The organism is Microbacterium kribbense, from assembly GCF_039537285.1.
Lineage (GTDB): Bacteria > Actinomycetota > Actinomycetes > Actinomycetales > Microbacteriaceae > Microbacterium > Microbacterium kribbense.
Genome location: NZ_BAABAF010000010.1, coordinates 45,579 through 71,233, shown reverse-complemented (window position 1 = coordinate 71,233; position 25,655 = coordinate 45,579). Strand labels below are relative to the sequence as shown.

Here is a 25,655-nt window from a genome sequence, read left to right as displayed (position 1 = left end):
AGGAGCCATCATGACGATCGTCGACACGACCACCCTCACCCAGATTCCGCACGTCATCGGCGGCAAGCACGTCGAGCCGGGCGAGCGCCGCGGCGCGGTGTACAACCCGTCGCTGGGCACCCAGACCGGCGAGGTCGGGCTCGCCTCGGCCGAACTGGTCGCCGAAGCCGCCCGCACCGCCGCCGCCGCGCAGCGCGAATGGCGCAGCGTCGGCCTGGTCAAGCGCACGCAGCTGATGTTCCGACTGCGCGAGATCATCACCACCCGCGGCGAGGAGCTGGCCCGCATCATCACCGCCCAGCATGGCAAGACCGTCGCCGACGCGCTCGGCGAGGTCACCCGGGGGCTGGAGAACGTCGAGTTCTGCACCGGGCTGATGCATCACCTGAAGGGCGAGTACTCCGAGCAGATCGCCACCGGCCTGGACGTGCACCAGGTGCGTCAGCCGCTGGGTGTGGTCGCCTGCATCACGCCGTTCAACTTCCCCGCGATGCTGCCGCTGTGGATGGTGCCCACCGCCATTGCCGCCGGCAACGCCGTGATCCTCAAGCCCAGCGAGCGCGACCCCTCGGCCGCCGTGTGGCTGGCCGACGCGTTCCGTGAGGCGGGCCTGCCCGACGGCGTGCTCAACGTCGTGCACGGCGACAAGCAGACCGTCGACGCGATCCTGGCCGAGCCCATCATCAAGGCCGTCTCGTTCGTCGGATCCACCCCGATCGCGAAGTACATCTACACCGAGGCCGCCGCGCACGGCAAGCGCGTGCAGGCGCTGGGCGGGGCGAAGAATCACATGGTCGTGATGCCGGACGCCGATCTGGATGCCGCGGCCGACGCCGCCGTCTCGGCGGGCTTCGGCTCGGCGGGGGAGCGCTGCATGGCCATCTCGGCGGTCGTGGCCGTCGGCGACGTGGGCGACGCGCTGGTCGCCAAGATCGCCGAGCGGATGGGCGGCCTGCGCATCGGCGACGGGTTCGACCCCGACGCCGAGATCGGCCCGCTGATCACCGCCGCCGCGCGCGACCGGGTGCGCGGCTTCGTCGACGGCGTCGCGGCCTCGGGGGCCACGCTGGTCGTGGACGGGCGTGAGCAGCAGTTCGACTCGGACGGCTTCTTCCTCGGGGCATCCCTCGTCGACGGCGCCAAGCCGGGCATGCCGGTCTATGACGAAGAGGTGTTCGGGCCGGTGCTGTCGGTGACCCGGGTGGCCAGCTACGACGAGGCCGTGCAGCTGATCAACGACAACCCGTACGGCAACGGCACCGCCGTGTTCACCCGCGACGGCAAGACCGCCCGCCAGTTCGAGTACGACATCGAGGTGGGCATGGTCGGCATCAACGTGCCGATTCCGGTGCCGGTCGGGTCGTTCTCGTTCGGCGGCTGGAAGAACTCGCTGTTCGGCGACACGCACATGTACGGGTCGGAGGCGTTCAACTTCTACACCCGCCGCAAGGTCGTCACCAGCCGCTGGCCCGAGCCCAGCGAGAGCCAGATCAGCCTGGGGTTCCCGACGCACTGAGGCGTGCGCCGGGGGCGTTTCGACCCGGTCGCCCCGCGAGCGCACCGAGTCGAGACGGAGCTGCGGGCTAACCGGCGCAGCGCCACCAGGTGTCGTCAGGGGCCACCGGCAGGTGACGCTTGTGCGCGGTGGCGAGGTACTTCTGCTCGATGCGCGCGGCGGCATCGGCATCCACCGGCTTGCCCTCGAGGTAGTCGTCGATCTGCTCATAGGTGAGGCCGAGCTCGTCCTCGTCGGCGCGGCCGGGCTGGTCGTCGAGCAGGTCGGCGGTGGGCACCTTCATCCACAGGCGATCCGGTGCCCCCAGCTGGCGCAGCAGGCTCTTGCCCTGGCGCTTGGTGAGCCCGGCCAGCGGCACGACGTCGGCCGCCCCGTCGCCGAACTTCGTGTAGAAGCCGGTCACCGCCTCGGCGGCGTGATCGGTGCCGACGACGACGTGGCGGTCGGCGCCGGCGAGCGCGTACTGCGTGACCATCCGCACGCGCGCCTTGATGTTGCCGCGGTTGAAGTCCGAGATGGATGCCCCCGCGGCCTGCTCGATGTCTTCCTCGACGCCGTCCACACCGTGCTGGATGTTGACTTCGACCACCCGGTCGGCGGCGATGAACTCGAGCGCCGCGGCTGCGTCGTCCGCGTCGTGCTGCACCTTGTAGGGCAGGCGCACGGCGATGAAGCCGGCCGTGCCGCCGCCGGAACGGGCGCGCTCGACCGCGAGCTGTGCCAGGCGCCCGGCGAGCGTCGAATCCTGCCCGCCCGAGATGCCGAGCACGAACCCCTTCGCGCCGGTTGTCGTCAGATAGTCGGCGAGGAACTGCACCCGGCGGTCGATCTCGGCGGCCGGATCGATCCCGGACCGCACCCCGAGCGCCTGGGCGATGTCGTGCTGAAGCGTCATGCCTCTAGTCTGGTCTGCTCGCGCCCGGCCCGCGAGCGCGCCGCGACGACGACGCGGTGAACTGCCCGTGCCCGGTCACCCGGAGGCTCTGGAAGCCGTCGCTTCAGCCCTTCAGCCCCGAGAAGGTCATCGTCGCGATGAACTGGCGCTGCGCGAACAGGAAGAACAGGATCAGCGGCAGGGTCGCGACCACGTTCCCCGCCATGATGAGGCTCCAGTCCGTCTGATGCGCGCCCTGGAAGTTGGCGATGCCGAGCTGCATCGTGAACGCCGCCGGGTTGTTGATCGCGATCAGCGGCCACACCAGGTCGTTCCAGGCGCCCAACAGAGTGAAGATCGCCAGCGTCGCGAGCGCAGGACGGGCGAGGGGCAGCACGATCCGGAAGAAGATCTGCCATCGGTTGCAGCCGTCGATCGCACCCGCCTCTTCCAGGTCGACCGGCAGCGACAGGAAGAACTGCCGCATCAAGAAGATCCCGAACGCCGTCGCGAGCCACGGCACGATCGCCGCGCCCAGGCCGTTCAGCAGTCCGAGCTTGGCGAACAGGATGTAGGTCGGGATCATCAGCAGCTGCGTGGGGATCATGATCGTGGCCAGGATCATGATGAAGCCGACACTGCGGCCGGCGAATCGCAGCCGCGCGAAACCGTACCCGGCCAGCGAGCAGAGCACGATGTTCGAGACGATCGCGCACGTGGCGACGATGACCGTGTTGACCAGCCAGCGCAGGATGTCTGTCTCGGAGAACAGCTTGACATACCCGTCGAGCGTGAAGTGGGAGGGGATGAACGGCGGCGGGAAGGCAAGCAGCTCCTTCGCCGGAGAGAATGACGCGAGCGCCATCTGCAGGAACGGCACGAGGAACAGGATCGCGATGGGCAGGAGCACGAAGTGCCACCCGCTGAGCCGGCGCCTGCGGCCACGCCGCATCGGTTCGTGGGCGACCTCGAAGCCGGCCTGCGAGATGTCGGTGAGCACAGTGGCCATCAGAGCGCCTCCGAACCGCGGCGACGCTGGAGGATGACGACGCCGATCGTGATGAGCAGGGTGACCGCGAACAGCGCATACGCGGCGGCTGAGCCGTACCCGAACTCCAGGGCGTGGAACGCCTTGGTATAGAGGAAGAAGACGATCGTGGTGGTCGCGCCCAGCGGCCCGCCTCGGGTCGTCGTGTACACGAGGTCGAACAGCTGGATCGCCTGGATCGTCTGCCAGATGCCGATGAACACGGTCACCGGCGCCAGCTGCGGCCACACCACCCGCCAGAAGGTCTGCCAGCGGTTCGCCCCGTCGATGCGGGCAGCCTCGATCAGGTCGGAGGGGACATCCTGGAGGGCCGCGAGGTAGATCACCGTGGTGAATGCCGCCGACCCCCACAGCGACATGATCGCAATCACGAGCATCGCCTGGTGCGGGTCGTCCAGCCAGCCCTGCTGGGGCAGATGCAGCACGCGCAGCACGTTGTTGACGAGGCCGAACTGCGGACTGAACAGGTAGGTGGACAGGATGCCGGTGGATGCCGCCGATGCGACGAACGGGACGAAGATCGCCGTGCGGTAGAAGCCGATCCACCGGATGCGCCGGTTCAGCGACACCGCCAGGAACAGGCCGAGCAGGACCGAGGCGGGAACGAACAGGACGGTGAAGCCGATGGTGTTCACGACGGCGCTGCCGAAGTCGGCGTCGGTGATCAGGGTCGCGTAGTTCTCGCCGCCGACCCAGGTCGGGTCGCTGAAACCGTTCCAGTTCTGGAACGACAGCACGAATGCCCAGCCTGCCGGAAAGATCGACAGGCCGAGGATGATGACCGTCGCGGGTGCCACGAACCCCCACCCGGTCAGCGAGGACACGAGCACCTTCCGCCACCGCGCCCGCCCGGGGCGGGGCGCGTCCGAAGACGTGCCCACCCCGGCGAGCATCGGTGCGGTGTTCACGGTCATCGCCGCTGGGTCCTTACTTCTTGGCCAGCGCCTGATCGGCGGCCTGCGCGGCCGTCGCGAGGGCCGCCTGCGGTTCGCCATCGCCCTGAAGGACCTGGGAGATCGCCTTGCCGATCGCCGTCGACAGGCCGGCGTAGCCCGCCACGGTCGGCCGGGTGTTCTTCACGTTGTCGGAGTTGGCGACGAAGACCTCGTAACCGGGGAACTGGGCGGCCTCCTTCTTGACCGCCTCCGATCCGGCCTCGGATGCTCGCAGCGGCAGGTTGCCGAGCGTGACGTTGAACCGCTCGTCCTGCTCGGCGGACGTGAACCACTCGGCGAACTGCGTCGCCCAGTATGCGCGGTTCGGGTCCTTGTGGTCGAACAGCGCCCAGATGTCGGGACCGGAGACCGTTTGATGATCGCCGTCGACACCCGGCAGCGGGGCGACACCGTACTGGGTGCCGGCGGTCTTCAGGCTCGACAGCTCCCAGGGGCCGGACGTGATCATCGCGATGCGGTTGCTGTCGAACAGCGGGCCGATCTTCGTGTCGGTCTGGTCCAGGTAGACGCTCTTGTCATCGACGGCCATCGAGCGCAGGAAGGTCAATGCGTCGGTGCCGGCCTGCGACGCGAACATGGACTTCGTCGCGTCGTCGTTGAGGATTGCACCGCCGTGCTGCCAGAGGTGCGGCCAGAACTGCCACGTCGTGGCTTCGCTGCCCGAGACCGAGTAGCCGTAGCCGTAGATGTGGTTCGCGGGATCGGTCAGCTTCTTGGCAGCGGCGCGGAAGTCGTCCCACGTCCAGTTCGCCGTCGGATAGGCGACGCCCGCCTTGTCGAAGAGGGTCTTGTTGTAGAGCAGGCCCACGTTGTCGACGACGGCGGGGAACCCGATCACCTTCTTGCCGTTCGGCTGGGCGGTGCCGCGCGCGGCAGCGGTGAAATCGTTCCAATTGACATCGGACTTCTTTATCTCGTTCGAGATGTCGAGGGTCCGGCCCGAGGCCTCCAGCTCGCCGGCCCACGAGCCGAATGCGTAGGACACGTCGGGGTACTGATCACCGGCGAATCCTGCCGAGATCTTCTGCAGGAGCTGGTCGGTGGAAGAGGCACCCGGCGAGACGTCGACCGTCACGTTCGGATGGAGCTTCTGGAACTCCCCGGCCAGCGTCTCGATGATCTGCTCGGCGGTGTCGGCCTGTCCCGTCCAGACCTTGATCGTGACCTTCGCCGAGGTGTCGAGCTTGGTCGTGCCGGATGACCCGCTGCTGCACCCGGCGAGGACGGTCGCTACGACAGTGGCGGCGGCCGCGACGCTCGCGAGACGGAACACCTTCTTGGTGGATGGAGATATCATCGTCGACTCTTTCTCTCATGTTCTGCGTCTGACCTCGACCGGCGTGCTCAATCGGACACGAAGGGTGCGTCACCTGACGAGGGTGGTGCCAGGATGCCAGCACCGGTGGGTGCCACGTTGCGCTCCCGTCGTGAGTGGCCCGACTCGCGTGCGTCGGACGTTGGCTCTATTTTCCGGAGAAAGTGATCGATCGACAATAAGAGTGCACGTATCAATCACCATTATTGATCGTTATCGATCAATCTAGGGGTGGAGGCGGGGCGGCTCGTTGCGCGCACCGATCACCGCGCACGGAGAGATCAGGCGTCGGTGACCGTCACGTCCGACGCGAATCGACTCGCGTCGGCGGCGGAGAAGCAGCCGGCTCCCGGCGTGAGCGTGTTGGCGGCACCCGCCGCGGTGGCGGCGCGCAGGGCGTCGGCAAGGCCCGGTCCGGCACAGAGCGAACTCAGCAGTCCGGCCAGGAACGAATCGCCCGAGCCGATGGCGAACCGGCCGCGAACGGGGGGACGTGCGCGCCACTGTCCGGTCGGGTCGACGCCGATCGCCCCCGCCGCACCGTCGGTGACCACGGCGGTCGCGGCGCCGGCCGCGTGCAGGTCGCGCGCGAGGCTTCGTGCATCGGCGTCGCCGAGCAGTTCCGCGGCCTCGTCGCGGTTGACCTTGACGACCGCAGGGTGTGCGCGCACGAGCGCGTCTGTGAGGACGTCTCCGGTCACGTCGAGAGCCAGATGCACCCCCCGGTCGACTGCGCCGGCGAGCGCATCGCCGAGGTCACGTCGCCGGGCGGCGGGGACCGAGCCCGACACCGCCAGCCATCCGCCCGCGACGCCTTCTACGGCGGTCAGAATGCCCTTCCACGCGGAGTCGTCGATGACCGTCGGATGGTCGTACACCTCGGTCGATGCGCCGCTGTGATCGTCGACGATGCTCACGCACAGACGTGTCTCGGCGGCGATGGGGACGACGATCGACGCGATGCCCGACGCTTCGAGCCCCACGCGCACGGAATCGCCGATGGCGCCGCCCAGCGGCGCGATCACACGGCTGGCAACGCCGAGGGTGTGCAGCGCTCGCGCGACGTTGATCGATTTGCCGCCCGGAAGCGACATGGCCCAGGTGGGACGGTGGATCTGTCCGACATGAAGTCGCGTCACGCCGTATGTCACGTCGAGAGCGGGCCCGAGCCCGAGGCAGGTGATCACGGACGGTCGCCTTCGGCGAGTGCCGCGACCAATTCGGCGCGGGTCGGCTGGCCCGCAGTTCCGCCGACCCCACGGGTCGAGAGCGAACCCGCCACGGTCGCCCAGCGCACTGCGGTCGCCAACGGCAGCCCGTCCACCCACGCGGCGAGGAGGCCGGCGGTGAAGCTGTCGCCTGCCCCCGTGGTGTCCACGACCTGCACGGCGCGAGCCGGTGCCCGCACGACGGAACCCTGCGCCACTGCGAACCCGCCGCGGGAGCCGTCCTTGACGACGACGACCGGGCCCGCCTCCGACAGTCGGAGCGCGGCGTCCTCGGGATCACGCGGGTCTGCGCCGGCGGCCCGCGCCAGTGCCATCGCCTCGGCGGCGTTGGGCAGCAGCAGATCCAGCTGCGGCAGGCACTCCCGCACACCCTTCCATCGGCCGGCCGGGTCCCAGTTGGTGTCCAGGCTCGTCGTCACCCCGGCGGCATGAAGGGCTGCCAGGCGCTCCGGCAGAGCCGCCGCCGCTTTCGGGATGAGGAAGAACGCCGACACGTGCACGTGGGTGGGACGTCGAACGGATATCGCCGCCTGGACGTCGTCGTCGGTCAGCTGTGCCATCGCACCGTCGAGCGTGAGGATCGCCCGATCGGCCGGCGCCGAAAGGATCACCGACAGGCCGGTGGGCTCCGGCGAGGAGAGCACCGACGAGACGTCGACGCCGGCCGCGGCCACGAGCTCCCGCGTGCGCGCACCGAACAGGTCGTCGCCGACGCGCGCGACCAGAGCTGTCGCGACACCGAGCCGGGCAAGCCCCGACGCGACGATGCCACCGCTGGAGCCGAGCACGAGATCAGCGGCGTCGAGCATCTGCTCGGCCTGGCCGAACCGCGGCACGACGTCGCCGCGCAGGACGAGGTCGAGGTTGGCGTCGCCGACGACGAGCACGCACGGTCGCTTCATCCGGTCACCCCTTCGTCACCCCGAGCATCCGCGGCCGCCATTGCGGGCCTCTCGAGAATCGTCCGGCATGGACGGCGTGAGCGCAAGCGTCACGAGAGCACGATCGAACGGGTCAGGCCCCGCGGCGTGTCCGGGTCGAGTCCGTGTGCGACCGCGGTGTCCACCGCGAGCCGCTGCGCGAGCGCGAGCTCCACCAGCGGATCGGCTGCCGCACGGGAGACCACCGTCGCCCCGGTTCCGGCGATCTCGCGTTCGAGATCGGCGTCCTGGGTGCCGAGCAGCCACACCAGTGAGCCGGCGTGCGCGACCGCGAGGGGCCCGTGCCGATAGTCCAGCAGCGGGTACGACTCGGCCCACGCCTGCGCCGCTTCACGGATCTTCAGCGCGGCCTCCTGGGCCAGCCCGTAGGTCCACCCGCGGCCGAGGTAGACGACATGGTCGAACCCGTCGGGCGGCTGCGGGCCGGGAGCCGACAGCGCGGCTTCGGCCTGTTCGGGCAGCGCAGAGACGTCTTCGCCGAACGCGGCACGTGCCAGGAACAGGAACGTCGTGGGAAAGCGGGTCTGCATGACGGACCGCTCGTCGGCGAAGTCGAGCAGCAGCACGTCGTCCGCCGCCCGGGCGGCGGGTGAATCCCCGACACCGGTGACCACGATGCGGCGCACGCCGCGCGGGACCGCCGCGAGCGCGTCGATCACCTCGGTGGTCGTGCCGGAGCGGCTGATGCCGATGACGGCGTCGTAGGGTCGCCACGGGTGCGGCTCTGAGGCGTACGCGGCATCGGTCTCACCGAGCCCGGCCCGCTCGCGCAGCCACGCGAACGCCTCCGCGACGAACGCCGACGTGCCGCAGCCGAAGACCAGCACCCGTTCGCCGGGGCGGGTCAGCAGGTCGCGCGCCCGATCGAGAAGCGCAAGTGAGTGACGCCACACCTGGGGCTGGCTGTCGATCTCGGTGGACGTGATGTTCATATGCGATACTCCTGCGGATGCGGTCTGCGGTCCGGACGTCGTTCTGTCCGCTATTTTGCCTCGAAATGAGCGATTCGAAGAGAAATTTGCTCCAATCGATCACTTGAAGTGAGGGAATGATTGCGCGATCGAGCGGGCTGGCGGAGAGTGTGAGGTGGGTATCGGCTCGCCGCAGCCCGCGTGGAGAGGGCCTCACATGAGCATCGACGACATCCGCCTCCGAGACTGGACACCCCGGCGTCAGCTGCACGCGCATGCGTCCGAGGTGCCGGCCCCGGTGCTGCCGTGCATCGACGTGCACAACCACCTGGGCCGCTGGCTGACCGAGGGCGGCGGCTGGATGATCGAGGACGTCACGACCCTGATCCGGATGATGGACGAACGTCACGTCGAGGCCATCGTGAACCTCGACGGCATGTGGGGCGATGAGCTCGAAGCGAACCTCGATCGATACGACCGGGCGCACCCCGGGCGATTCCACACATTCTGTCAGCTGGATTGGGCGCGGCTGGCCGAGCCTGACGGCGCGCAGGTGCTGACGGAGCAGCTGGAGGATGCCGTGCGCCGCGGTGCACGCGGTGTCAAGGTCTGGAAATCGCTCGGTCTCGAGTACCGCGATCAGACCGGCGCGCTGGTCATGCCCGATGCCGAGCAGGTGGTCGCCGTGCTGACGCGCGCAGGCGAGCTCGGAGTGCCGGTGCTGATCCACACGGCCGATCCGGTCGCGTTCTTCGAGCCGCTCGATCCGCACAACGAGCGGCTCGACGAGTTGCGGACCCAACGCAGCTGGTGGTTCGGCGACCACACGCGCTACCCCACCTTCGACGCCCTGCTGGACGCACACGCCCGCCTGGTGCTCGCGTGCCCCGGCACGTCGTTCATCGGCGCACATGTGGGGTGCGTCGCCGAAGATCTCGACCGCGTGGAGCGTCTGCTCGCCGCAGCTCCGAATTACCACGTCGACATCGCCGGCAGAATGGCGGAGCTCGGGCGGCAACCACGTCGTTTCGCGCGGCTGGTCGCCGCGTGGCCCGATCGGGTCCTGTTCGGCACGGACGTCTATCCCGCCAGCGACGAGCAGTATCGCCTCTACTTCCGGTTCCTGGAGTCGACTGACGAGGGGTTCGACTATGCGCCCGGGCTGCCGGTGCCGCCGCAGGGCCGCTGGGCGGTGTCCGCGATCGGCCTCGACTCCGAGCTGCTGACGGGTCTGTATCACGACAACGCCGCGCGACTCCTGAAGCTCTGAGGCGGCATCGCGGGCTCCGCGCGCTGCGGTGCCTCAGCCGACGACGCCGGCGAGATGGATGACCGCGTCGCGCGTGGCATCTCTCATGCCGCGGAGGTACACCCGTGGGTCGACGGCGTCCGGATGGGCGGCCAGCTCGCCCCGCAGTGCCGCCGTGCCGGCGATACCGAGCGCGGTGCCGACGTTCACCTTCCGGATCCCCGCGTCGACGGCATCCGACAGCGCTGCGTCGGCAACGCCCGAGCTGCCGTGCAGCACCAGCGGCACAGACACCGCCGCGGCCAGCCGTGCGACCAGGTCGACGTCCAGCCGCGCGCTCCGGTCGCGCATCGCATGCGTGCTGCCCACCGCGACCGCGAGCGCATCCACGCCGGTCTCGCGCACGAAGGCGACGGCCTCGTCCGGATGCGTCCGCACACCCGGGGCATGCGCGCCGCCCTTCCCGCCGATGGCGCCGAGTTCTCCTTCGACCCACAGACCGCGGGCGTGTCCGTCGGCAGCGACCCGCGCGGTCAGCGCGGCGTTGTCGGCGTAGTCGAGGGTGGCCGCGTCGAACATCAGCGAGCCGACACCGAGGTCGGAGGCCCGCGCGATGATGTCCTCGGCGAGGGCCTCGTCCTGGAGATGGTCGATGTGCACACCGATCGGCACCGTGGCCGCTTCGGCGAGTTCCCGACATGCCGCCAGGAGCGCGGCGAACCCCCGACGGAACGCGATCGCATTCTCGCTCACCTGGAGCAGCAGCGGGATGCCGGTCTGTTCGGCGGCCGCGACGACAGCCTCGGCCTGCTCCAGCATGATCACGTTGAAGGCGGGCACGGCGCGACTGCGTGCCGTCGCTGCTGCGACGAGCTGCTGCGCCCCGGCCAGTGTCATCGGGCGTCCTGTGCGGTGCCGCCCAGGGCCACCGGCAGGTATTGCGCGTGCGCGGCGGTGAGCTCGTCGCAGAGGTCCCAGATCTGCTGCGGAGTCAGGGTGGAACTGGCGTTGGCGTCGGCCAGCACCGCCTGCCGGACCCGCAGCGGGTTGCCGGTGCGCGCGGCCTCGATGGCGAGTTCGGCGACCGAGAGATACGTGCGATTGAGGGCAGCCCCCGCCGAGGGCACGGCGCCGAAGTGCTGCGGGTGCACGCCGCTGCCGTCGACGGTGGCCGGCACCTCGACCACCGCCGCCTGGGGCAGATTGTCGATGAGCCCGTCGTTGGGGACGTTCACGTGGAGCTCTCGCGGCGTTCCGGTCGAGATCGAGTGGATGATCTGGGGCGCGTACTCCGCACCGTCTCCCTCTGCGTGCAGCGGGAGGTCCTCGCCGGCGTCGAGCAGGCTTCGGGTGTGTTCGAATTCGCGCACGTTGCGCTCGGAGATGTCGAGGTACTCCAGCGGCCGCAGCCGGTACCGCGCGATCTGGTCATCCGATCGCAGGAACCATCCGACGTACTCGGATGAGTGCTCGCTGGTCTCGGTGGGGTAGTACCCGATGCGGCGGAAGATCTCGACCCGTGTGCGGCGTTCCAGCTCCGGGTCCGCGGCGATCCGCTCGCGCAACAGGGGGTAGAGGTCTTCCCCGTTCCGACTCCACTGGACGAGCCAGGCCTGGTGGTTGACTCCGCCGGCGCGGTAGTGGGTCCCCTCGAACGGCACGTCGACGAGGGCGCACAGGTTGTGCACCGTCCAATAGACGCTGTGGCACAGCCCCACGGTCTTCAGCTGCGGAGCGACCTGCGACATCCACCACACGTTCATCGCCATGGGATTCGTGTAGTTGAGGAACCACGCGTCGGGGCAGAGCTCCTGGATGTCCTGCGCGATGCCCGACAGCACGGGGAAGGTGCGCAGTGCGCGGAACACTCCGCCGACTCCCGTCGTGTCGCCGATGGTCTGCCGCAGCCCGTATCGTGCGGGGACTTCGAGGTCGACGCGAGTCGCGGCGATTCCGCCGACCTGGATCATGTTCACCACGAAGTCGGCGCCGGCCAGGCACTCGCGACGATCCTGCGACGCGCGGATGCGCACCTCGCGGCCCAACTGGTGCGCCACGCTCGACGCGGTGCGACGTGCGATGTCCAGGCGCTGCGCGTCGATGTCGTGCAGAGCGATGTCGAGGGTGGGCAGGTCGCCGAAGCGGAGCAGATCCGTGAGGAGCTGGCGCGTGAACACGACGCTGCCGGCCCCGAGGAAGACGATGGTGGGCATGTCTCGATTCTTGAAGAGTATGCGCACTACGTGCAATAGAATGAGCATATTGACGCGCAAATGATCATCTGGCATGCTCGCTCTGTGGCGAGTGCAATCACCAAGCCGTTACCGGATTTCGCTGGATCGGCGAAACGGTCGCGTCGGATGGCGGACATCCTCGATGCCATCGCCGAGCGAGGCGATGCCTCCGTGGCGGTGCTGTCGGAGCTGTTCAGCGCCTCCGCTGCGACGATGCGACGAGACCTCTCCGTTCTGGCTGATCGCGGTCTGATCGTCCGCACGCACGGGGGAGCGAAGGTCAACGGGTCCATGGCGGAGATGCCCGTCGCACTGCGCGATACCCGGTTCCACGACGCCAAGCAGCGCATCGCCCGGGCGGCGGCAGCACTCATCCCGCGAGAGCGCCACGCGGTCGCCTTGAGCGGCGGGACCACGACGGCGGGTGTGGCACGTGAGCTCGCCCACCATCCCGATCTCACGATCGTCACCAACTCGCTGTCCATCGCGACGCAAGTGGCGGCCAACCCCCGGCTGAAGGTCGTCATGACCGGTGGGATCCTGCGCCCGCAATCCCTTGAGCTCGTGGGTGTCCTGGCCGAAGGCACCTTCACCGCCGTCAACGTCGGCACCGCCATCCTCGGCGCGGACGGCGTGTCGGCGGTGGCCGGCGTGACGACGCACGATGAAACCGAGGCGCGGACGAACCATGCGATGGTCTCGAAGGCGCAGCGGACCATCGTGGTCGCCGACGGCTCGAAGATCGGCCGTGCAGCTCTCGCGCTCATGGTCGACAGCGCCCAGATCGACATCCTGATCACCGATGAATCCGCCGACCCCGAGGAACTCGATCGCCTCCGCGCTCTCGGAGTCGACGTGATCGTGGCGTGAGACCGCGCCCGCGTCACCCGGGGGCGGGGCGGCGGCATCCCGCGCAGCCTCGTGCGCGCGCATTCCCGGTCTGAGCGGCACCGGCGCACTACCATGTGACCATGGCAATCGCACGCCTCGCCGGCGGCCCGCTCGACGGGCAGATCATCCCCCTCGAACCGGGGGTCTCCGACTCGCTCATCATGCCGTTCGGCGAGGGTCAGCTGGTCTATCGGCGCGCGACCTCCGACGCCAACACGGGCGCGCATGACGGACCCACCGAGGCCGTGTTCGCCTACGTCGAGGCGACCGAGTCGATCGACCCGGACCCCGACCAGCGCGACGAATGAGCGCGGTGGCGCATTCGGTCGAGATCGAGCGCAAATACGACGTCGACGAGGCCACGGCACTGCCGGACTGGACCCGGCTGCCCGGCATCACCCGCGTCGGCGAGCCCGAGCCGCGTGATCTGGATGCCCGTTACCTCGACACCCCCGCGGCGGCGCTCGCGCACGCCGGCATCGCCCTGCGCCGGCGCGCCGGCGGGCCCGATGCCGGCTGGCATGTGAAGACGCCCGGCGTCGACGGCCGGCACGAGTACCACTGGCCGCTCGGGCGGGATGCCGATGAAGGCGTTCCCGCCGACATCGCCGCCGCCGTCTCGCCGTGGGCGACCGGTCCGTTCGTGCCGCTCGCGCGGATCCGCAACGCGCGGGTCGCCTATGCGCTGTTCGACGCATCGGGCGCGCAGGTCGCCGAGGTGGTCGACGACCATGTGTCCGCGCGCAACGAGCGCTCCGGCGGCGAGTCGGCCTGGCGGGAGTGGGAGGTCGAACTGGGCCCCGTGCCACCCGGCGACGTGACGGCGTTCTTCGCGGGCGTGGACGAGCTGGTGGCGTCCGTCGGCGGCCGGCCCGCGGCATCCACCTCGAAGCTCGCCCGCGCCCTTTCGGCCTGACCGGCCCGCCTGTCGGCCCCCTCGCCGACAGTGCGGGCGGGACCGCACTATTTCGCCCTGCGGCGCCGTGCGAGGGCGGGATGCGGGGGCTCCGATATTGGGGCTATCGCCGGTGCGGCTCTGAGGTCTAGTCTGAACCTCATTCTGGGGGGAGTTCGGCCGGTATTCCGCTGGTCGAGCCCCATTTATGGATCGAAGGGGATCTCCATGCGCACGTCTCGAAAGTTCTTCACGCTGTTCGCTCTGGCCGGTTTCGCTGTGCTCGGCACCGCCGGGCCCGCCCTGGCCGCACCGCCTGCGCGGTCGACCTCGGCACAGCTGGTCGGCATCGTCCATCAGACCGGCGCCACCACCGCGACGGTCACGGCCCGGTACACCTGCACCGGCGCGGCCGACCAGATCCGCCTGTGGATCTCGGTCAAGCAGACCGCGGATCGCACCGCCGACCCGATCCTGGCGACCGCGGGCTCGTCCGGGGTGTCAGCTGCATGGAGCCAGACGCACGCCGGCGTGCTGGACTGCGACGGGATGAACCACGTCGCCACCTTCACCGTCGATCAGACCGAGCAGGGCTTCGGCGAGCTGGCGTCGGGGTCCGCGTGGGTGCAGTTCTGCCTGTTCGACGCGACGACGACGGGCGCCGAGATCCCGGTCAGCGACACGGGGTTCATGCTGGTGCGCTGACCGCCTCTGTGCGGGCGCAGCGTGTCGACTGGCTGCACCCGCGAGGCGCCCGAGGGTGCCGCGAGAACGACCGCGGGTGCCGCCGGAAATCAGCGACGCCGCCCTCGGCTTCGTTCCAGGGCGGCGTCACGAGTTCCCGGAGTCCGGGGGACTGTCTGCGAGTCTAGAGGTTGATCATGTGTCCGGCCAGGCCGTGGAAGGCCTCCTGCAGGCCCTCCGACAGCGTCGGGTGCGTGTGCACGTTGCGTGCGGCCTCCAACGCGGTCAGGTCCCACTTCTGTGCGAGGGTCAGCTCGGGCAGCAGCTCAGAGACGTCCGGCCCGATCAGGTGGCCGCCCAGCAGCTCCAGGTGCTCGCCGTCGGCGATCAGCTTCACGAACCCGATCGGCTCGCCCAGGCCGTTGGCCTTGCCGTTGGCCGAGAACGGGAACTTCGCGACCTTGACGTCGTACCCGGCATCCCGCGCCTGCTGCTCGGTCAGCCCGAACGACGCGACCTGCGGCGTGCAGAACGTGGCGCGCGGCATCATGCGGTAATCACCCAGGGTCATCGTCTCGGCGCCGCCGATGGTCTCGGCCGCCACGACCGCCTGCGCCTCGGCCACATGGGCCAGCTGCAGCTTCATCGTGACGTCGCCGATCGCGTAGATGTGCGGCACGTTCGTGCGCATGTAGTCGTCGATGTCGATCGCGCCGCGCTCGGTGAGCTTGACGCCGGTGTTCTCGAGCCCGAAGCCCTCGACATTCGGCGCGAAGCCGACCGACATGAGCACCTTCTCGGCCTCGACCGAGCCGCTGGCACCGTCTTTGCCGGTGTAGCTGACGGTGACCTTGTCGCCGTGGTCTTCGACCTTCTCGACCTTGGTCGAGGTGAGGATCGGGATGCCGTAGCCCTTGTACTGCTTGGTGATCTCCTTCGAGACCTCGGCGTCCTCGTTGGGCAGCGCGCGGTCGAGGTACTCGATGATCGTGACCTCGACGCCGAAGTTGCGCAGGATGAAGCCGAACTCCATGCCGATCGCACCGGCGCCCACGATCGCGATCGACGCGGGCAGGTCGCGGGTGAGGATCTGCTCCTCGAACGTGACGATGTTGCCGCCGATGCTCACGCCCGGCAGGCTCCGCACTTTCGACCCGGTCGCGATGATCGCGTTGTCGAAGGTGACCTCTTCGCTGGACCCATCGGCCTTGGCGACCGTGATCGCGTTCGGGCCGGTGAAGGCGCCGCGGCCCTCGTACTCGGTGACCTTGTTCTTCTTCATCAGGAAGTGGATGCCCTTGACGTGCGTCTCGGCCACCGTGCGGCTGCGATCCCACGCGACGCCGAAGTCGAAGTGCACGTCGCCCGAGATGCCGAACAGGTCGGCCTTGTGCAGCACCTGGTGGGCGAGGTCGGCGTTCTTCAGCAGCGCCTTGGAGGGGATGCAGCCCACGTTGAGGCAGACACCGCCCCAGTACTTCTCTTCGATGATGGCCACGGAAAGGCCGAGTTGGGCGCTGCGCACGGCCGCGACGTACCCGCCGGGGCCCGCGCCGAGGATGACGACGTCGTAATGAGGCATGGTTCCTAGCCTACCGGTCGTCGGTTCGCCGCGATCGTGACACCAGCAGATACACCGCGCCCGCGATGACGATCGCCACCACGACGGCACCGATGATCCACGGCAGGGGGCTGGATGCCGGCTGGCTCGGCGCTTCGGGCGCCGCGGCGGCCGCCGTGTCACAGGCCGACGGCGTGGCGGCCGCATTCGCATTGCCCACTGTGAAGGTGAACTCGCCCGAGACCGGATGCCCGTCCCGGGACACCACGCGCCACAGCACCGTGATCGTGCCGGTCGCGTCTCCTGCGATCGCCTGGCTGACGACGTTGTCCTGCACCTGCACGGCGCCCGAGTTCAGCACCTTGCACGAGGCATCCATCACCTGCACCTGGTTCGCCTCATTGCCCGCCGCCAGCACGACGTCGCTGAAGGTCAGCGACACATCGGCGGGCAGGGCGGTGACGGTGGCGCCGTCGGCGGGATCGGTCGACAGCAGCTGGTCGTGGGCGGAAGCGGGGCCGGCGACGCCGAGAACGGCGATCGCGGCCAGCGCGAGGACGGCGGCGGCGGCTTTGACTCTCACGGGGTGCCAGCTTACCCGGGTGGGCTCTATGCGCGGCCCGGGGTGGGATGCGGCGCACCGTTACTCGGCGGGTGTCGCCGCGCCCTGAAAGTGGACACGGAGGGGGCACTCTGAATAGGGTCGGAGGACCGGTTCTTTCGTTCCCGCGGGGCGTGCCGGATCGGTTAGTCTGGGGGGGAACGGGAGGACGACAGTGGACGAGAATCGCCGACAGGAGCCGGGGGGCATCCGCCGAGGCTCTGCCGACGGTGCGGCATCGCACGCGTCCCACGACACGACCCAGACATTCGGACACGATTCCGACCTGTCGTTCGTGCCGTTCGGCAGTGACCTGAGCGAGGCTGAACTCGGCGCGATCGACGCGCTGCCGGCCGGGTCGGCACTGCTGATCGTGCGGTCGGGTCCGACCGCCGGGGCGCGCTATCTGCTCGACACCGACGTCATGACGGTGGGCCGGCATCCCGAGGCCGATATCTTCTTCGACGACGTCACCGTCTCACGCCGGCACGCCGAGATCACCCGCGAGGCGCACCGGTTCGAGATCGTCGACCAACGGTCGCTGAACGGCACCTACGTCAATGGGGAACGTGTCGACCGAGCGACGCTGGTCAACGGCGCCGAAGTGCGGATCGGCAAGTTCCGCCTGAACTTCTTCGTTTCGCCTGGGGACCTCGCGCAGCCCACGGGTCAGTGATGGCCGCGGCATCCTCACCCCGCCGCGCCGCTGCGACCGGGGCTGTACTGAGCATCGGGCAGGTGCTGGCCCGGCTGACGCCGGAGTTCCCACAGCTGACCGCCAGCAAGCTGCGCTTCCTCGAGGTGCAGGGCATCGTCACGCCGCGGCGCACCGAGTCCGGCTACCGCAAGTTCACCGGCGGCGACGTCGAGCGGCTGCGCCTGGCGCTGACTCTGCAGCGCGATCACTATCTGCCGCTCGCGCGCATCCGCGAGTTCATGGCGGATGTCGATGCCGGCCGCAAGCCCGCCGTGCCCGTCGTGGTGCCGCCCTCGATCACGCCCGCGCCGCGCCGCTATCGCCGCGCCGAGCTGCTGGCCGCCGCCGGCGCCGGCACGCAGCTGCTCAACGACGCCGTCAGCACCGGGGTGATCCCGGGCGCCGAGACCTACAGCGAGCACAGCCTGGCGGTGCTGCGCGCCCTGGTCGCGCTGGACCGGCACGGCATCGAGCCGCGGCACATGCGCACGCTGCGCCAGTCCGCCGAGCGCGAGGTCGCGCTGATCGAGCTGGCGCTCGCTCCGCTGCTGCAGCGCACGGATGCCTCGTCGCGGGGGCGGGCAGGCGAGCTGGCACCGGAATTGGCGGCGCGCATCGGCGAGGTGCGCGCGATCTTCGTGCGCAGCGCGTTGGAAAAGCTGCTGCGGTAGCGCGACACGCCGACCGCGCGAACGGATGTCGTTGCCGCGGACGCAATGCTCCTCTAGCGTGGGGAGAAGCCCCGCGGGGCGGGACGAAGGGGGAACACGATGACCGCTGAGGGTACGACCGGCGATCAGCGGTTCGGCGCCGACCTCCTGTTCACCGACGGACTGCCCGACCTCGACCACGAAGTCGGCTATCGCGGCGCCGTCGCCGCCCGTGCCGCCGGCATCACCTACCGCCAGCTGGACTACTGGGCGCGCACCGAGCTGGTCGAGCCCACCGTGCGCGGGGCCAGCGGCTCCGGTTCGCAGCGGCTGTACGGCTTCCGCGACATCCTGGTGCTGAAGCTCGTCAAGCGGCTGCTGGACACCGGCATCTCGCTGCAGCAGATCCGCACCGCGGTCGAGCAGCTTCGCGCCGCCGGCATCCAGGACCTCGCCGGCACGACGCTCATGAGCGACGGCGCGTCGGTGTATCTGTGCACCTCGAACGACGAGGTCATCGACCTGGTCAGCCGCGGCCAGGGCGTGTTCGGCATCGCCGTGGGCAAGGTGCTCACCGAGGTCGAGTCGACGCTGCTCGACTTCGACGCGCAGCACCCCGACCCGGTGGACGAGCTGGCCGCACGCCGCTCCCGCCGGACGGCGTAGCGCGGGCTGCTTCCGAGCGCCGCACGGCGTAGCGCGGGCTGCTTCGCCGCGCGCCGGCGCGATCGCGCGCATCTTTCTTGCGCGCGCGCATGGAAAAGACGTGCGCGGGTGCGACGTTCGATAGCGCGAGTGGATGCGGCGGCCCGGCGGGCCGTCGCGCGGGGATGCCGCGCCCCGGCGGACCCGCAGCGCGAATGGATGCGGCGTCCCGGCGGACCACAACGGGAGCGGCGCCTCGGCTGCACACCGGCCGCACGCCGGCATCCACCGTTCAGACGGTGACGGAACCCGGGGTGGGGATGCGGCCGGCGCGCATGACGCGGTCCAGCAGCGCGTCGAAGTCGGCGGCGAGCTCCTGCGCGGAGTCGCCGGGCCAGATGTGCAGCGGCTTGGCGGCGCCCTGCGCCTGCTGCAGCGACGTGCGCTCGGGCAGCTGCGGCGACAGCACCAGCGGGCCGAACATGTCGCGCAGCTCCTTGATGCGGAACTGGTGCTCGATCGACTGCGGGCGCACCCGGTTCACGACGATGCCCAGCGGCTGCAGGCGCGGTGAGAGCCCGCGGCGGATCTCTTCGATCGCGCGCAGCGCGCGGTCGGCGGCCGCGACCGAGAACAGTCCCGGCTCGGTGACCACGATCACCCGGTCGCTGGCGGCCCAGGCGGTGCGGGTCAGCGCGTTCAGCGACGGCGCGCAGTCCACCAGCACCAGGTCGTAGTCGGACTCGACGGCGGCGAGGGCCTCTTCGAGCTTCCACACGTCGCGCACGCTCGGGTGCGGGCCGTCGAAATTGATCGCCGACGGGCTGCCGATCAGCACGTCGATCGTGCCCGGGTGCACCTTCGCCCAGCCGCTGGAGGTGATCGCCTGACGGACGACCTTCTCCTTCGGGGTGGCCAGGACGTCGGCGATGTTCAGCCGCCCCGCGACCTGGATATCCATCCCGGTCGACACGTCGGACTGCGGGTCGAGGTCGACGACGAGCGTTTTGACGCCTCGGGCGAACGCAGCGGATGCGAGGCCCAGGGTCACGGTCGTCTTGCCGACGCCGCCCTTGAGTGAGCTGACGGAAAGGACGTGCACAAGGCACCACGTTACCGTCCCCTAGGCTGATAGCACACTCAGCCACTCAGACGCCGGTCGCAAGACGGGTCGACGTCGCTCATTCGGGGGTCTGCATGTTCGGAAAGATCCTGGTCGCCAACCGCGGCGAGATTGCCATCCGTGCCTTTCGCGCAGCATATGAGCTGGGAGCGCGCACGGTCGCGGTCTACCCCTATGAAGACCGGCACTCACTGCACCGGCTGAAGGCCGACGAGGCGTACCAGATCGGCGAACCGGGCCACCCGGTGCGGGCCTACCTCGATGTCGCCGAGATCATCCGAGTCGCCCTGGCCTCGGGGGCGGATGCCATCTACCCGGGCTACGGCTTCCTGTCCGAGAACCCCGAGCTGGCCGAGCGGGCGGCCGCCAACGGCATCGCGTTCATCGGCCCGTCGGCGCATGCGCTCGAAATGGCCGGCAACAAGGTCGAGGCCAAGCATCACGCCGTCGAGGCCGGTGTTCCGGTGCTGCGCTCCACCGAGGCATCCGATGACGTGGACGAGCTGCTGGCGCAGGCCGACGACATCGGCTTCCCGCTGTTCGCCAAGGCCGTCGCCGGCGGCGGCGGCCGCGGCATGCGGCGGGTCGACACCAAGGGCGACCTGGCCCCGGCCATCGCCGAGGCGATGCGCGAGGCCGACAGCGCGTTCGGTGACCCGCGGATGTTCCTCGAGCAGGCCGTGCTGCGCCCGCGCCACATCGAGGTGCAGGTGCTCGCCGACGGCGCCGGCGAGGTCGTGCACCTGTTCGAGCGCGACTGCTCGGTGCAGCGCCGCCACCAGAAGGTCGTCGAGATCGCTCCGGCGCCGAACCTGGACGACGACATCCGGCATGCGCTGCACGGCTATGCCGTCGCGTTCGCGAAGTCGATCCAGTACCAGAACGCCGGCACCGTGGAGTTTTTGCTCGAGACATCCGGACCGCGCACCGGCGAGGTCGTGTTCATCGAGATGAACCCGCGCATCCAGGTCGAGCACACCGTCACCGAAGAGGTCACCGACGTCGACCTGGTGCAGTCGCAGATGCGCATCGCCGCCGGCGCGACCCTGGACGACCTGGGCCTGCACCAGGACGACATCCGGCTGCGCGGCGCGGCGCTGCAGTGCCGCATCACGACCGAGGACCCGGCGCAGAACTTCCGCCCCGACACCGGCAAGATCACGACCTACCGCTCGCCCGGCGGCGCCGGCATCCGCCTGGACGGCGGTACCACCGCGGCAGGATCCCAGATCAGCCCGCACTTCGACTCGATGCTGGCCAAGCTCATCTGCCGCGGCCGCGACTTCCCGGCCGCCGTCATCCGCGCCCGCCGGGCACTGGCCGAGTTCCGCATCCGGGGTGTGGCCACCAACATCCCGTTCCTGAAGGCGGTGCTCGACGACCCCGACTTCCTCGCCGGCGACCTGTCGACGTCGTTCATCGACGAGCGGCCGCAGCTGCTGACCGGGCGGGTCTCGAAGGACCGCGGCACGAAGATCCTGAACTGGCTCGTGGACACCACCGTCAACAAGCCGCACGGTGTGAACCCGGCCACCGTCGCCCCCGCCGCCAAGCTGCCGACGATCGATCTGACCGTGCCGGCGCCCGACGGCTCGCGGCAGCGGCTGCTCAAGCTCGGTCCGGCCGGCTTCGCCGCCGACCTGCGGGCGCGCACCGCCCTGGCGGTGACCGAGACCACCTTCCGCGACGCGCACCAGTCGCTGCTGGCCACCCGGGTGCGCACCCGCGACCTGGCGCGGGTCGCGCCGTATGTCGCACGGCTGGAGCCGCAGCTGCTCAGCGTCGAGGCGTGGGGCGGGGCGACCTATGACGTCGCGCTGCGCTTCCTCGGCGAGGACCCGTGGCAGCGGCTGGACACGCTGCGCCAGGCGATGCCGAACATCGCCATCCAGATGCTGCTGCGCGGGCGCAACACGGTCGGCTACACGCCGTACCCGACCGAGGTCACGGACGCGTTCGTGCACGAGGCCGCCGCGAGCGGCATCGACATCTTCCGCATCTTCGACGCCCTCAACGACGTCGACCAGATGCGCCCGGCCATCGACGCGGTGCTGGCCACCGGCAGCACGATCGCCGAGGTCGCGCTGTGCTACACCGGCGACCTGATGAACCCGGCCGAAGACCTGTACACGCTGGACTACTACCTGCGCGTGGCCGAGCAGATCGTCGCCAGCGGCGCGCACATCCTCGCGATCAAGGACATGGCCGGGCTGCTGCGTCCGGCTGCGGCGGCGCGGCTCGTCACGGCCCTGCGGGAGCGGTTCGACCTGCCGGTGCACGTGCACACGCACGACACCGCCGGCGGGCAGCTCGCGACGCTGGTCGCCGCCAGCACGGCGGGGGCGGATGCCGTCGACGCGGCCGCCGCACCCATGTCGGGCACGACCAGCCAGCCGTCGCTGTCGGCGCTCGTGGCAGCGCTCGCGCACACCGAGCGCGACACCGGGCTGAGCCTGGAGGCGGTCTCGGATCTGGAGCCGTACTGGGAGGCGGTGCGCCGCCTGTACCACCCGTTCGAGTCGGGCCTGCCCGGTCCCACCGGCCGCGTGTACCACCACGAGATCCCCGGTGGGCAGCTGTCGAACCTGCGCCAGCAGGCGATCGCACTGGGCCTGCGCGATGACTTCGAGCTCATCGAGGACATGTATGCCGCGGCCGACGCGATCCTCGGCCGGGTGCCGAAGGTCACGCCGTCCTCGAAGGTCGTCGGCGATCTGGCGCTGCATCTGGCTGCCGTCAAGGCCGATCCGGCCGACTTCCAAGAGCACCCCGAGCGCTACGACGTGCCGGAGTCGGTCGTGGCGTTCATGGCCGGCGAGCTGGGCGATCTGCCCGGCGGGTGGCCCGAGCCGTTCCGCACGAAGGTGCTGGCCGGCCGCGAGGTGCGCGGCGGCGTCACGCCGATCACCGCCGAGCAGCAGCAGGCGCTGGCCGGGACATCCGGAGACCGACGCCACATGCTCAACGAGCTGCTCTTCCCGGCTCCGACCCGCACCTATCGCGAGCAGCGCGAGCAGTTCGGCGACCTGAGCATGCTCGACACCGCCGACTACCTGTACGGCCTCACCCCGGGCGTCGAGCACGTCGTGCAGCTCGAGCGCGGCGTGCAGCTGTACGTCGGACTCGAGGCCATCGGCGAGGCCGACGACAAGGGCATGCGGTCGGTGATGACGACCCTGAACGGCCAGCTGCGACCGGTGTTCGTGCGCGATCGCAGGATCGCGGTCGAGGCGCGGCAGGCCGAGAAGGCCGACACGTCCAAGCCGGGCCAGGTGGCCGCTCCGTTCTCGGGCGCAGTGACCGTCAAGGTCGCCGAGGGCGATGTCGTCGAGGCCGGCCAGCCGGTCGCATCGATCGAGGCGATGAAGATGGAGGCGGGCATCGCCGCCCCCGTCGGCGGAGTCATCGAACGGGTCGTGCTGCCCGAAACAGCCCAGGTCGAAGCGGGAGACCTTTTGGTCGTCATCCACCCGGGGCAGTAACCTGGGTCGGTGGGCTCACCCGAGTCCGCCCTGCCCTGGAGAGTCCCGCCTTGACGTCTGATCACCCCGACCTGAGCCCGCACGATGCCGGGGAGCCGGACACACAAACCGGCGTGCTGTCGGCGACGACCAGCACCGACACCGCAGCGCTCGGATTTCTCGGTGGCGTGACCGCGCAGCTGAGCGTGACGATGCCCGCGTCCGACGAGGACGACCTGCCCGACGACGACATCGTCGGCGACGAGGTCGACTTCGGGGCTGTGAACGCGCCGGACGAGACCGCTGGGGTGGATGCTGGGGCGGAGTTGGATGCTGGGCCGGAGTTCGAGGCCGAGCGCGAGTTCGACGCCGAGGCGGAGTTCGACGCCGAGGCTCGGGGCGAGGCGGGACCCGCGTTCGGGGCGGCGCCCGAGTCGGGCGTGGCGCCCGAGTTCGGGGCGGCGCCCGCGTCGGACGTGGCGCCTGAGTCCGACGCCGCACCGGAGCTCGAGGCCGAGGCCGAGCCCGCGTTCGAGGCGGCGGCCGCGTTCGACGGCGAGCCTGACTCCGGCATCGAGGTGGGGGCCGAGTCCGAGTCCGATGCCGGCGCCGAGCCCGCGTTCGAGGCGGAGGTCGAGCCCGGGTTCGAGGCGGAGACCGCGTTCGGCGGCGCGGCCGGCGCCGAGCCCGACTTCGACGCGGAGCCGGAGTTCGAGGCAGAGCTCATCGAGCCCGAGACGGATGTACCCGAACCATTTGCCATCGAGCCCGAGACGTTCGACGTCGAGCCGATCGCGGACGAGCCATTCGACGCCGAGCGTGCCGCGCCGGAGGCATCCATCGACGGCCCCGCCGTCGACAGCCCCGCCTCCGGCGGCGACGGCGCCGAGCCGCGCAGCGACGACCCGTTCACCGACAGCGCCCTGGCCGAGGACGCGTTCGCCGAAGAGGCATTCGCCGACGACCCGTTCGCCGATGACGTCGAGGCGTTCTCCGCAGCCACCGCGTCGTCCGTTGACGCCTCCGCGCCGCATGCACCGGCGATCCTCCGGCCGCATCTGGTCGGTTCCGCACCCGTCGAGTCCGCCGTGATGGAGGCAGCCATGGACAACAACCGCGAGCAAGCGTCGCGCCGCGCCCGTGCACACCAGTTGGAGCACGTGCGCACTCTGCATCCGGAGCTGTCGCTGACGGCGAAGCGTCTGGAGGAGGTCACCGGCGGCGAAGAGAGCTCCGACCTGCTCACCGCGGACCGGCTGCTCGAGCCGGGTCGCGTCGGCGGGGCCGAGCCCGAGGGCGGCTGGCAGCACTTCGTCTATTCGATCTCGGGCGGGCGCATAAACCTCGGCGACGGCAAGCGCGCTCGCGAGCGCAAGCGGCTCACCCGCCGGATCGGCGCGCCGCTGGCCGGGGGAGCGCGGTTCGTGCCGGTGCTCTCGCGCAAGGGCGGCGTGGGCAAGACCACGATCACGGCGCTGCTGGGCATGGCCCTGGCCGATGCCCGCGACGACCGCATCATCGCGATCGATGCCAACCCCGACCGCGGCACCCTGGCCGAGCGGATCGCCCGGCCCAGCGGCAAGACCGTGCGCGACCTGGTGCGGATGAAGGACGAAGTGCTCGGCTACAACGACGTGTCGACGATCGTGGCCCGGGACGAGACCCGGCTGGACGTCCTGGCATCCGATTCCGATCCGCGGGTGTCGGAGGCCTTCAGCGACCGGGACTACGACCAGGTCGCCGAGATCGCCGCGCACTACTACTCGATCGTGCTCACCGACACCGGCACCGGCATCGTGCATTCCGTGATGGAGGCCACGCTAGGCCGCGCCGACCAGCTCGTGATCGTCTCGGGCCTGAGCATCGACGAGGCACGGCTGGCGTCCGAGACGCTGACGTGGCTGGAGACCAACGGCTACGCCGACCAGGTGCGCAGCGCCGTCGTCGTGCTCAACAGCGCCCGCCCGGGCACCCCGCTGGTGCGCGAGAGCGAGCTCGCCGCGCACTTTGCGACGCGCGTGCGCGCCGTGGTGCGGATGCCGTACGACCCGATGATCGCCACCGGCAGCGCCATCACGTTCCACGACCTGCGGCCGGCCACCCGTCAGGCCGCCCGCGAGCTGGCCGTCACGATGGTGGAGGGGCTGCACCCCGACACGGCCGCCGCCGCCTAG

The 25,655-nt window shown here is 69.9% G+C and carries 23 protein-coding genes; 11 read left to right on the top strand and 12 right to left on the bottom strand.

From position 1 onward, the window contains the following. Nucleotides 1-10 precede the first annotated feature (10 nt). Nucleotides 11-1,516: a CoA-acylating methylmalonate-semialdehyde dehydrogenase gene (locus tag ABD705_RS14555; protein WP_344784855.1), complete on the top strand. Its 1,506-nt coding sequence runs from the start codon at nucleotides 11-13 to the stop codon at nucleotides 1,514-1,516. Nucleotides 1,517-1,583: 67 nt separating this feature from the next. On the opposite strand, the gene nadE is transcribed toward ABD705_RS14555, so the two are convergent. From nadE to ABD705_RS14520, 7 genes are all read right to left on the bottom strand, one after another. Further along, on the bottom strand, nucleotides 1,584-2,411 hold the full coding sequence (gene nadE, locus ABD705_RS14550; protein WP_344784853.1) for an ammonia-dependent NAD(+) synthetase: 828 nt from the start codon (nucleotides 2,409-2,411) through the stop codon (nucleotides 1,584-1,586). A 103-nt stretch (nucleotides 2,412-2,514) separates the two neighbouring features. Further along, a complete protein-coding gene (locus ABD705_RS14545) occupies nucleotides 2,515-3,399 on the bottom strand; it encodes a carbohydrate ABC transporter permease (protein WP_344784851.1) in 885 nt (294 codons plus the stop codon). Then, nucleotides 3,399-4,352 carry a carbohydrate ABC transporter permease gene (locus tag ABD705_RS14540; protein WP_344784849.1) on the bottom strand — a complete coding sequence of 318 codons (954 nt, stop codon included), beginning with the start codon at nucleotides 4,350-4,352 and terminating at the stop codon, nucleotides 3,399-3,401. Before ABD705_RS14540 ends, ABD705_RS14545 begins: the two co-directional genes overlap by 1 nt. A gap of 13 nt (nucleotides 4,353-4,365) precedes the next feature. Continuing rightward, nucleotides 4,366-5,691: an ABC transporter substrate-binding protein gene (locus ABD705_RS14535; RefSeq protein WP_344784847.1), complete on the bottom strand. Its 1,326-nt coding sequence runs from the start codon at nucleotides 5,689-5,691 to the stop codon at nucleotides 4,366-4,368. Nucleotides 5,692-5,990: 299 nt separating this feature from the next. Continuing rightward, on the bottom strand, nucleotides 5,991-6,803 hold the full coding sequence (locus ABD705_RS14530) for a 1-phosphofructokinase family hexose kinase (RefSeq protein WP_344784845.1): 813 nt from the start codon (nucleotides 6,801-6,803) through the stop codon (nucleotides 5,991-5,993). 89 nt (nucleotides 6,804-6,892) lie between these two features. Continuing rightward, nucleotides 6,893-7,840, bottom strand: coding sequence for a carbohydrate kinase family protein (locus ABD705_RS14525; protein ID WP_344784843.1), 948 nt, complete (start codon nucleotides 7,838-7,840; stop codon nucleotides 6,893-6,895). 89 nt (nucleotides 7,841-7,929) lie between these two features. Continuing rightward, nucleotides 7,930-8,811, bottom strand: coding sequence for an SIS domain-containing protein (locus tag ABD705_RS14520; protein ID WP_344784841.1), 882 nt, complete (start codon nucleotides 8,809-8,811; stop codon nucleotides 7,930-7,932). Between the two features lie 196 nt (nucleotides 8,812-9,007). Between ABD705_RS14520 and ABD705_RS14515 the strand changes: the two genes are divergently transcribed. Further along, nucleotides 9,008-10,060, top strand: coding sequence for an amidohydrolase family protein (locus ABD705_RS14515; RefSeq protein ID WP_344784839.1), 1,053 nt, complete (start codon nucleotides 9,008-9,010; stop codon nucleotides 10,058-10,060). Nucleotides 10,061-10,093: 33 nt separating this feature from the next. Here ABD705_RS14515 and ABD705_RS14510 read toward each other — a convergent pair whose 3' ends face one another. Further along, nucleotides 10,094-10,936 (bottom strand): class II fructose-bisphosphate aldolase, encoded by an 843-nt coding sequence (locus ABD705_RS14510; RefSeq protein WP_344784837.1) that lies wholly within the window; start codon nucleotides 10,934-10,936, stop codon nucleotides 10,094-10,096. Continuing rightward, nucleotides 10,933-12,252 (bottom strand): alpha-galactosidase, encoded by a 1,320-nt coding sequence (gene melA / locus ABD705_RS14505; protein ID WP_344784835.1) that lies wholly within the window; start codon nucleotides 12,250-12,252, stop codon nucleotides 10,933-10,935. The genes ABD705_RS14510 and melA overlap by 4 nt, the downstream gene beginning before the upstream one ends. 147 nt (nucleotides 12,253-12,399) lie before the next feature. On the opposite strand from melA, the gene ABD705_RS14500 reads away from it, so the two are divergent. The 4 genes from ABD705_RS14500 to ABD705_RS14485 all read left to right on the top strand — a co-directional run bounded on the left by ABD705_RS14500 (nucleotide 12,400) and on the right by ABD705_RS14485 (nucleotide 14,764). Beyond that, the gene (locus ABD705_RS14500) at nucleotides 12,400-13,143 is read left to right on the top strand and encodes a DeoR/GlpR family DNA-binding transcription regulator (RefSeq protein ID WP_344784833.1); all 744 of its coding nucleotides are present in this window, start codon (nucleotides 12,400-12,402) and stop codon (nucleotides 13,141-13,143) included. Between the two features lie 101 nt (nucleotides 13,144-13,244). Further along, the gene (locus ABD705_RS14495) at nucleotides 13,245-13,472 is read left to right on the top strand and encodes a response regulator (RefSeq protein ID WP_344784831.1); all 228 of its coding nucleotides are present in this window, start codon (nucleotides 13,245-13,247) and stop codon (nucleotides 13,470-13,472) included. Then, on the top strand, nucleotides 13,469-14,080 hold the full coding sequence (locus ABD705_RS14490; protein ID WP_344784829.1) for a CYTH domain-containing protein: 612 nt from the start codon (nucleotides 13,469-13,471) through the stop codon (nucleotides 14,078-14,080). The genes ABD705_RS14495 and ABD705_RS14490 overlap by 4 nt, the downstream gene beginning before the upstream one ends. Before the next feature lie 207 nt (nucleotides 14,081-14,287). Beyond that, complete coding sequence (locus ABD705_RS14485; RefSeq protein WP_344784827.1) at nucleotides 14,288-14,764, top strand: hypothetical protein; 477 nt, start codon at nucleotides 14,288-14,290, stop codon at nucleotides 14,762-14,764. Nucleotides 14,765-14,927: 163 nt separating this feature from the next. On the opposite strand, the gene lpdA is transcribed toward ABD705_RS14485, so the two are convergent. Further along, complete coding sequence (gene lpdA, locus ABD705_RS14480) at nucleotides 14,928-16,325, bottom strand: dihydrolipoyl dehydrogenase (RefSeq protein ID WP_344784825.1); 1,398 nt, start codon at nucleotides 16,323-16,325, stop codon at nucleotides 14,928-14,930. 10 nt (nucleotides 16,326-16,335) lie between these two features. Then, nucleotides 16,336-16,887, bottom strand: a complete 552-nt coding sequence (locus ABD705_RS14475; protein ID WP_344784823.1) for a copper resistance CopC family protein — start codon at nucleotides 16,885-16,887, stop codon at nucleotides 16,336-16,338. 193 nt (nucleotides 16,888-17,080) lie between these two features. Between ABD705_RS14475 and ABD705_RS14470 the strand changes: the two genes are divergently transcribed. From ABD705_RS14470 to ABD705_RS14460, 3 genes are all read left to right on the top strand, one after another. Then, nucleotides 17,081-17,581 carry an FHA domain-containing protein gene (locus tag ABD705_RS14470; RefSeq protein WP_344784821.1) on the top strand — a complete coding sequence of 167 codons (501 nt, stop codon included), beginning with the start codon at nucleotides 17,081-17,083 and terminating at the stop codon, nucleotides 17,579-17,581. After that, nucleotides 17,581-18,273 (top strand): transcriptional regulator FtsR, encoded by a 693-nt coding sequence (ftsR, locus tag ABD705_RS14465; RefSeq protein ID WP_344784819.1) that lies wholly within the window; start codon nucleotides 17,581-17,583, stop codon nucleotides 18,271-18,273. Before ABD705_RS14470 ends, ftsR begins: the two co-directional genes overlap by 1 nt. A 99-nt stretch (nucleotides 18,274-18,372) precedes the next feature. Continuing rightward, nucleotides 18,373-18,918 (top strand): MerR family transcriptional regulator, encoded by a 546-nt coding sequence (locus ABD705_RS14460; protein WP_344784817.1) that lies wholly within the window; start codon nucleotides 18,373-18,375, stop codon nucleotides 18,916-18,918. A 271-nt stretch (nucleotides 18,919-19,189) separates the two neighbouring features. Here the strand turns inward: ABD705_RS14460 and ABD705_RS14455 are convergent, their stop codons facing one another. After that, nucleotides 19,190-19,999 carry a ParA family protein gene (locus ABD705_RS14455; protein ID WP_344784815.1) on the bottom strand — a complete coding sequence of 270 codons (810 nt, stop codon included), beginning with the start codon at nucleotides 19,997-19,999 and terminating at the stop codon, nucleotides 19,190-19,192. A 95-nt stretch (nucleotides 20,000-20,094) separates the two neighbouring features. Here ABD705_RS14455 and ABD705_RS14450 point away from each other — a divergent pair, with 95 nt between their 5' ends. After that, entirely contained in the window at nucleotides 20,095-23,502 is a 3,408-nt protein-coding gene (locus ABD705_RS14450) for a pyruvate carboxylase (RefSeq protein ID WP_344784813.1), read from the top strand. 50 nt (nucleotides 23,503-23,552) lie between these two features. Beyond that, nucleotides 23,553-25,655: a nucleotide-binding protein gene (locus ABD705_RS14445; protein ID WP_344784811.1), complete on the top strand. Its 2,103-nt coding sequence runs from the start codon at nucleotides 23,553-23,555 to the stop codon at nucleotides 25,653-25,655.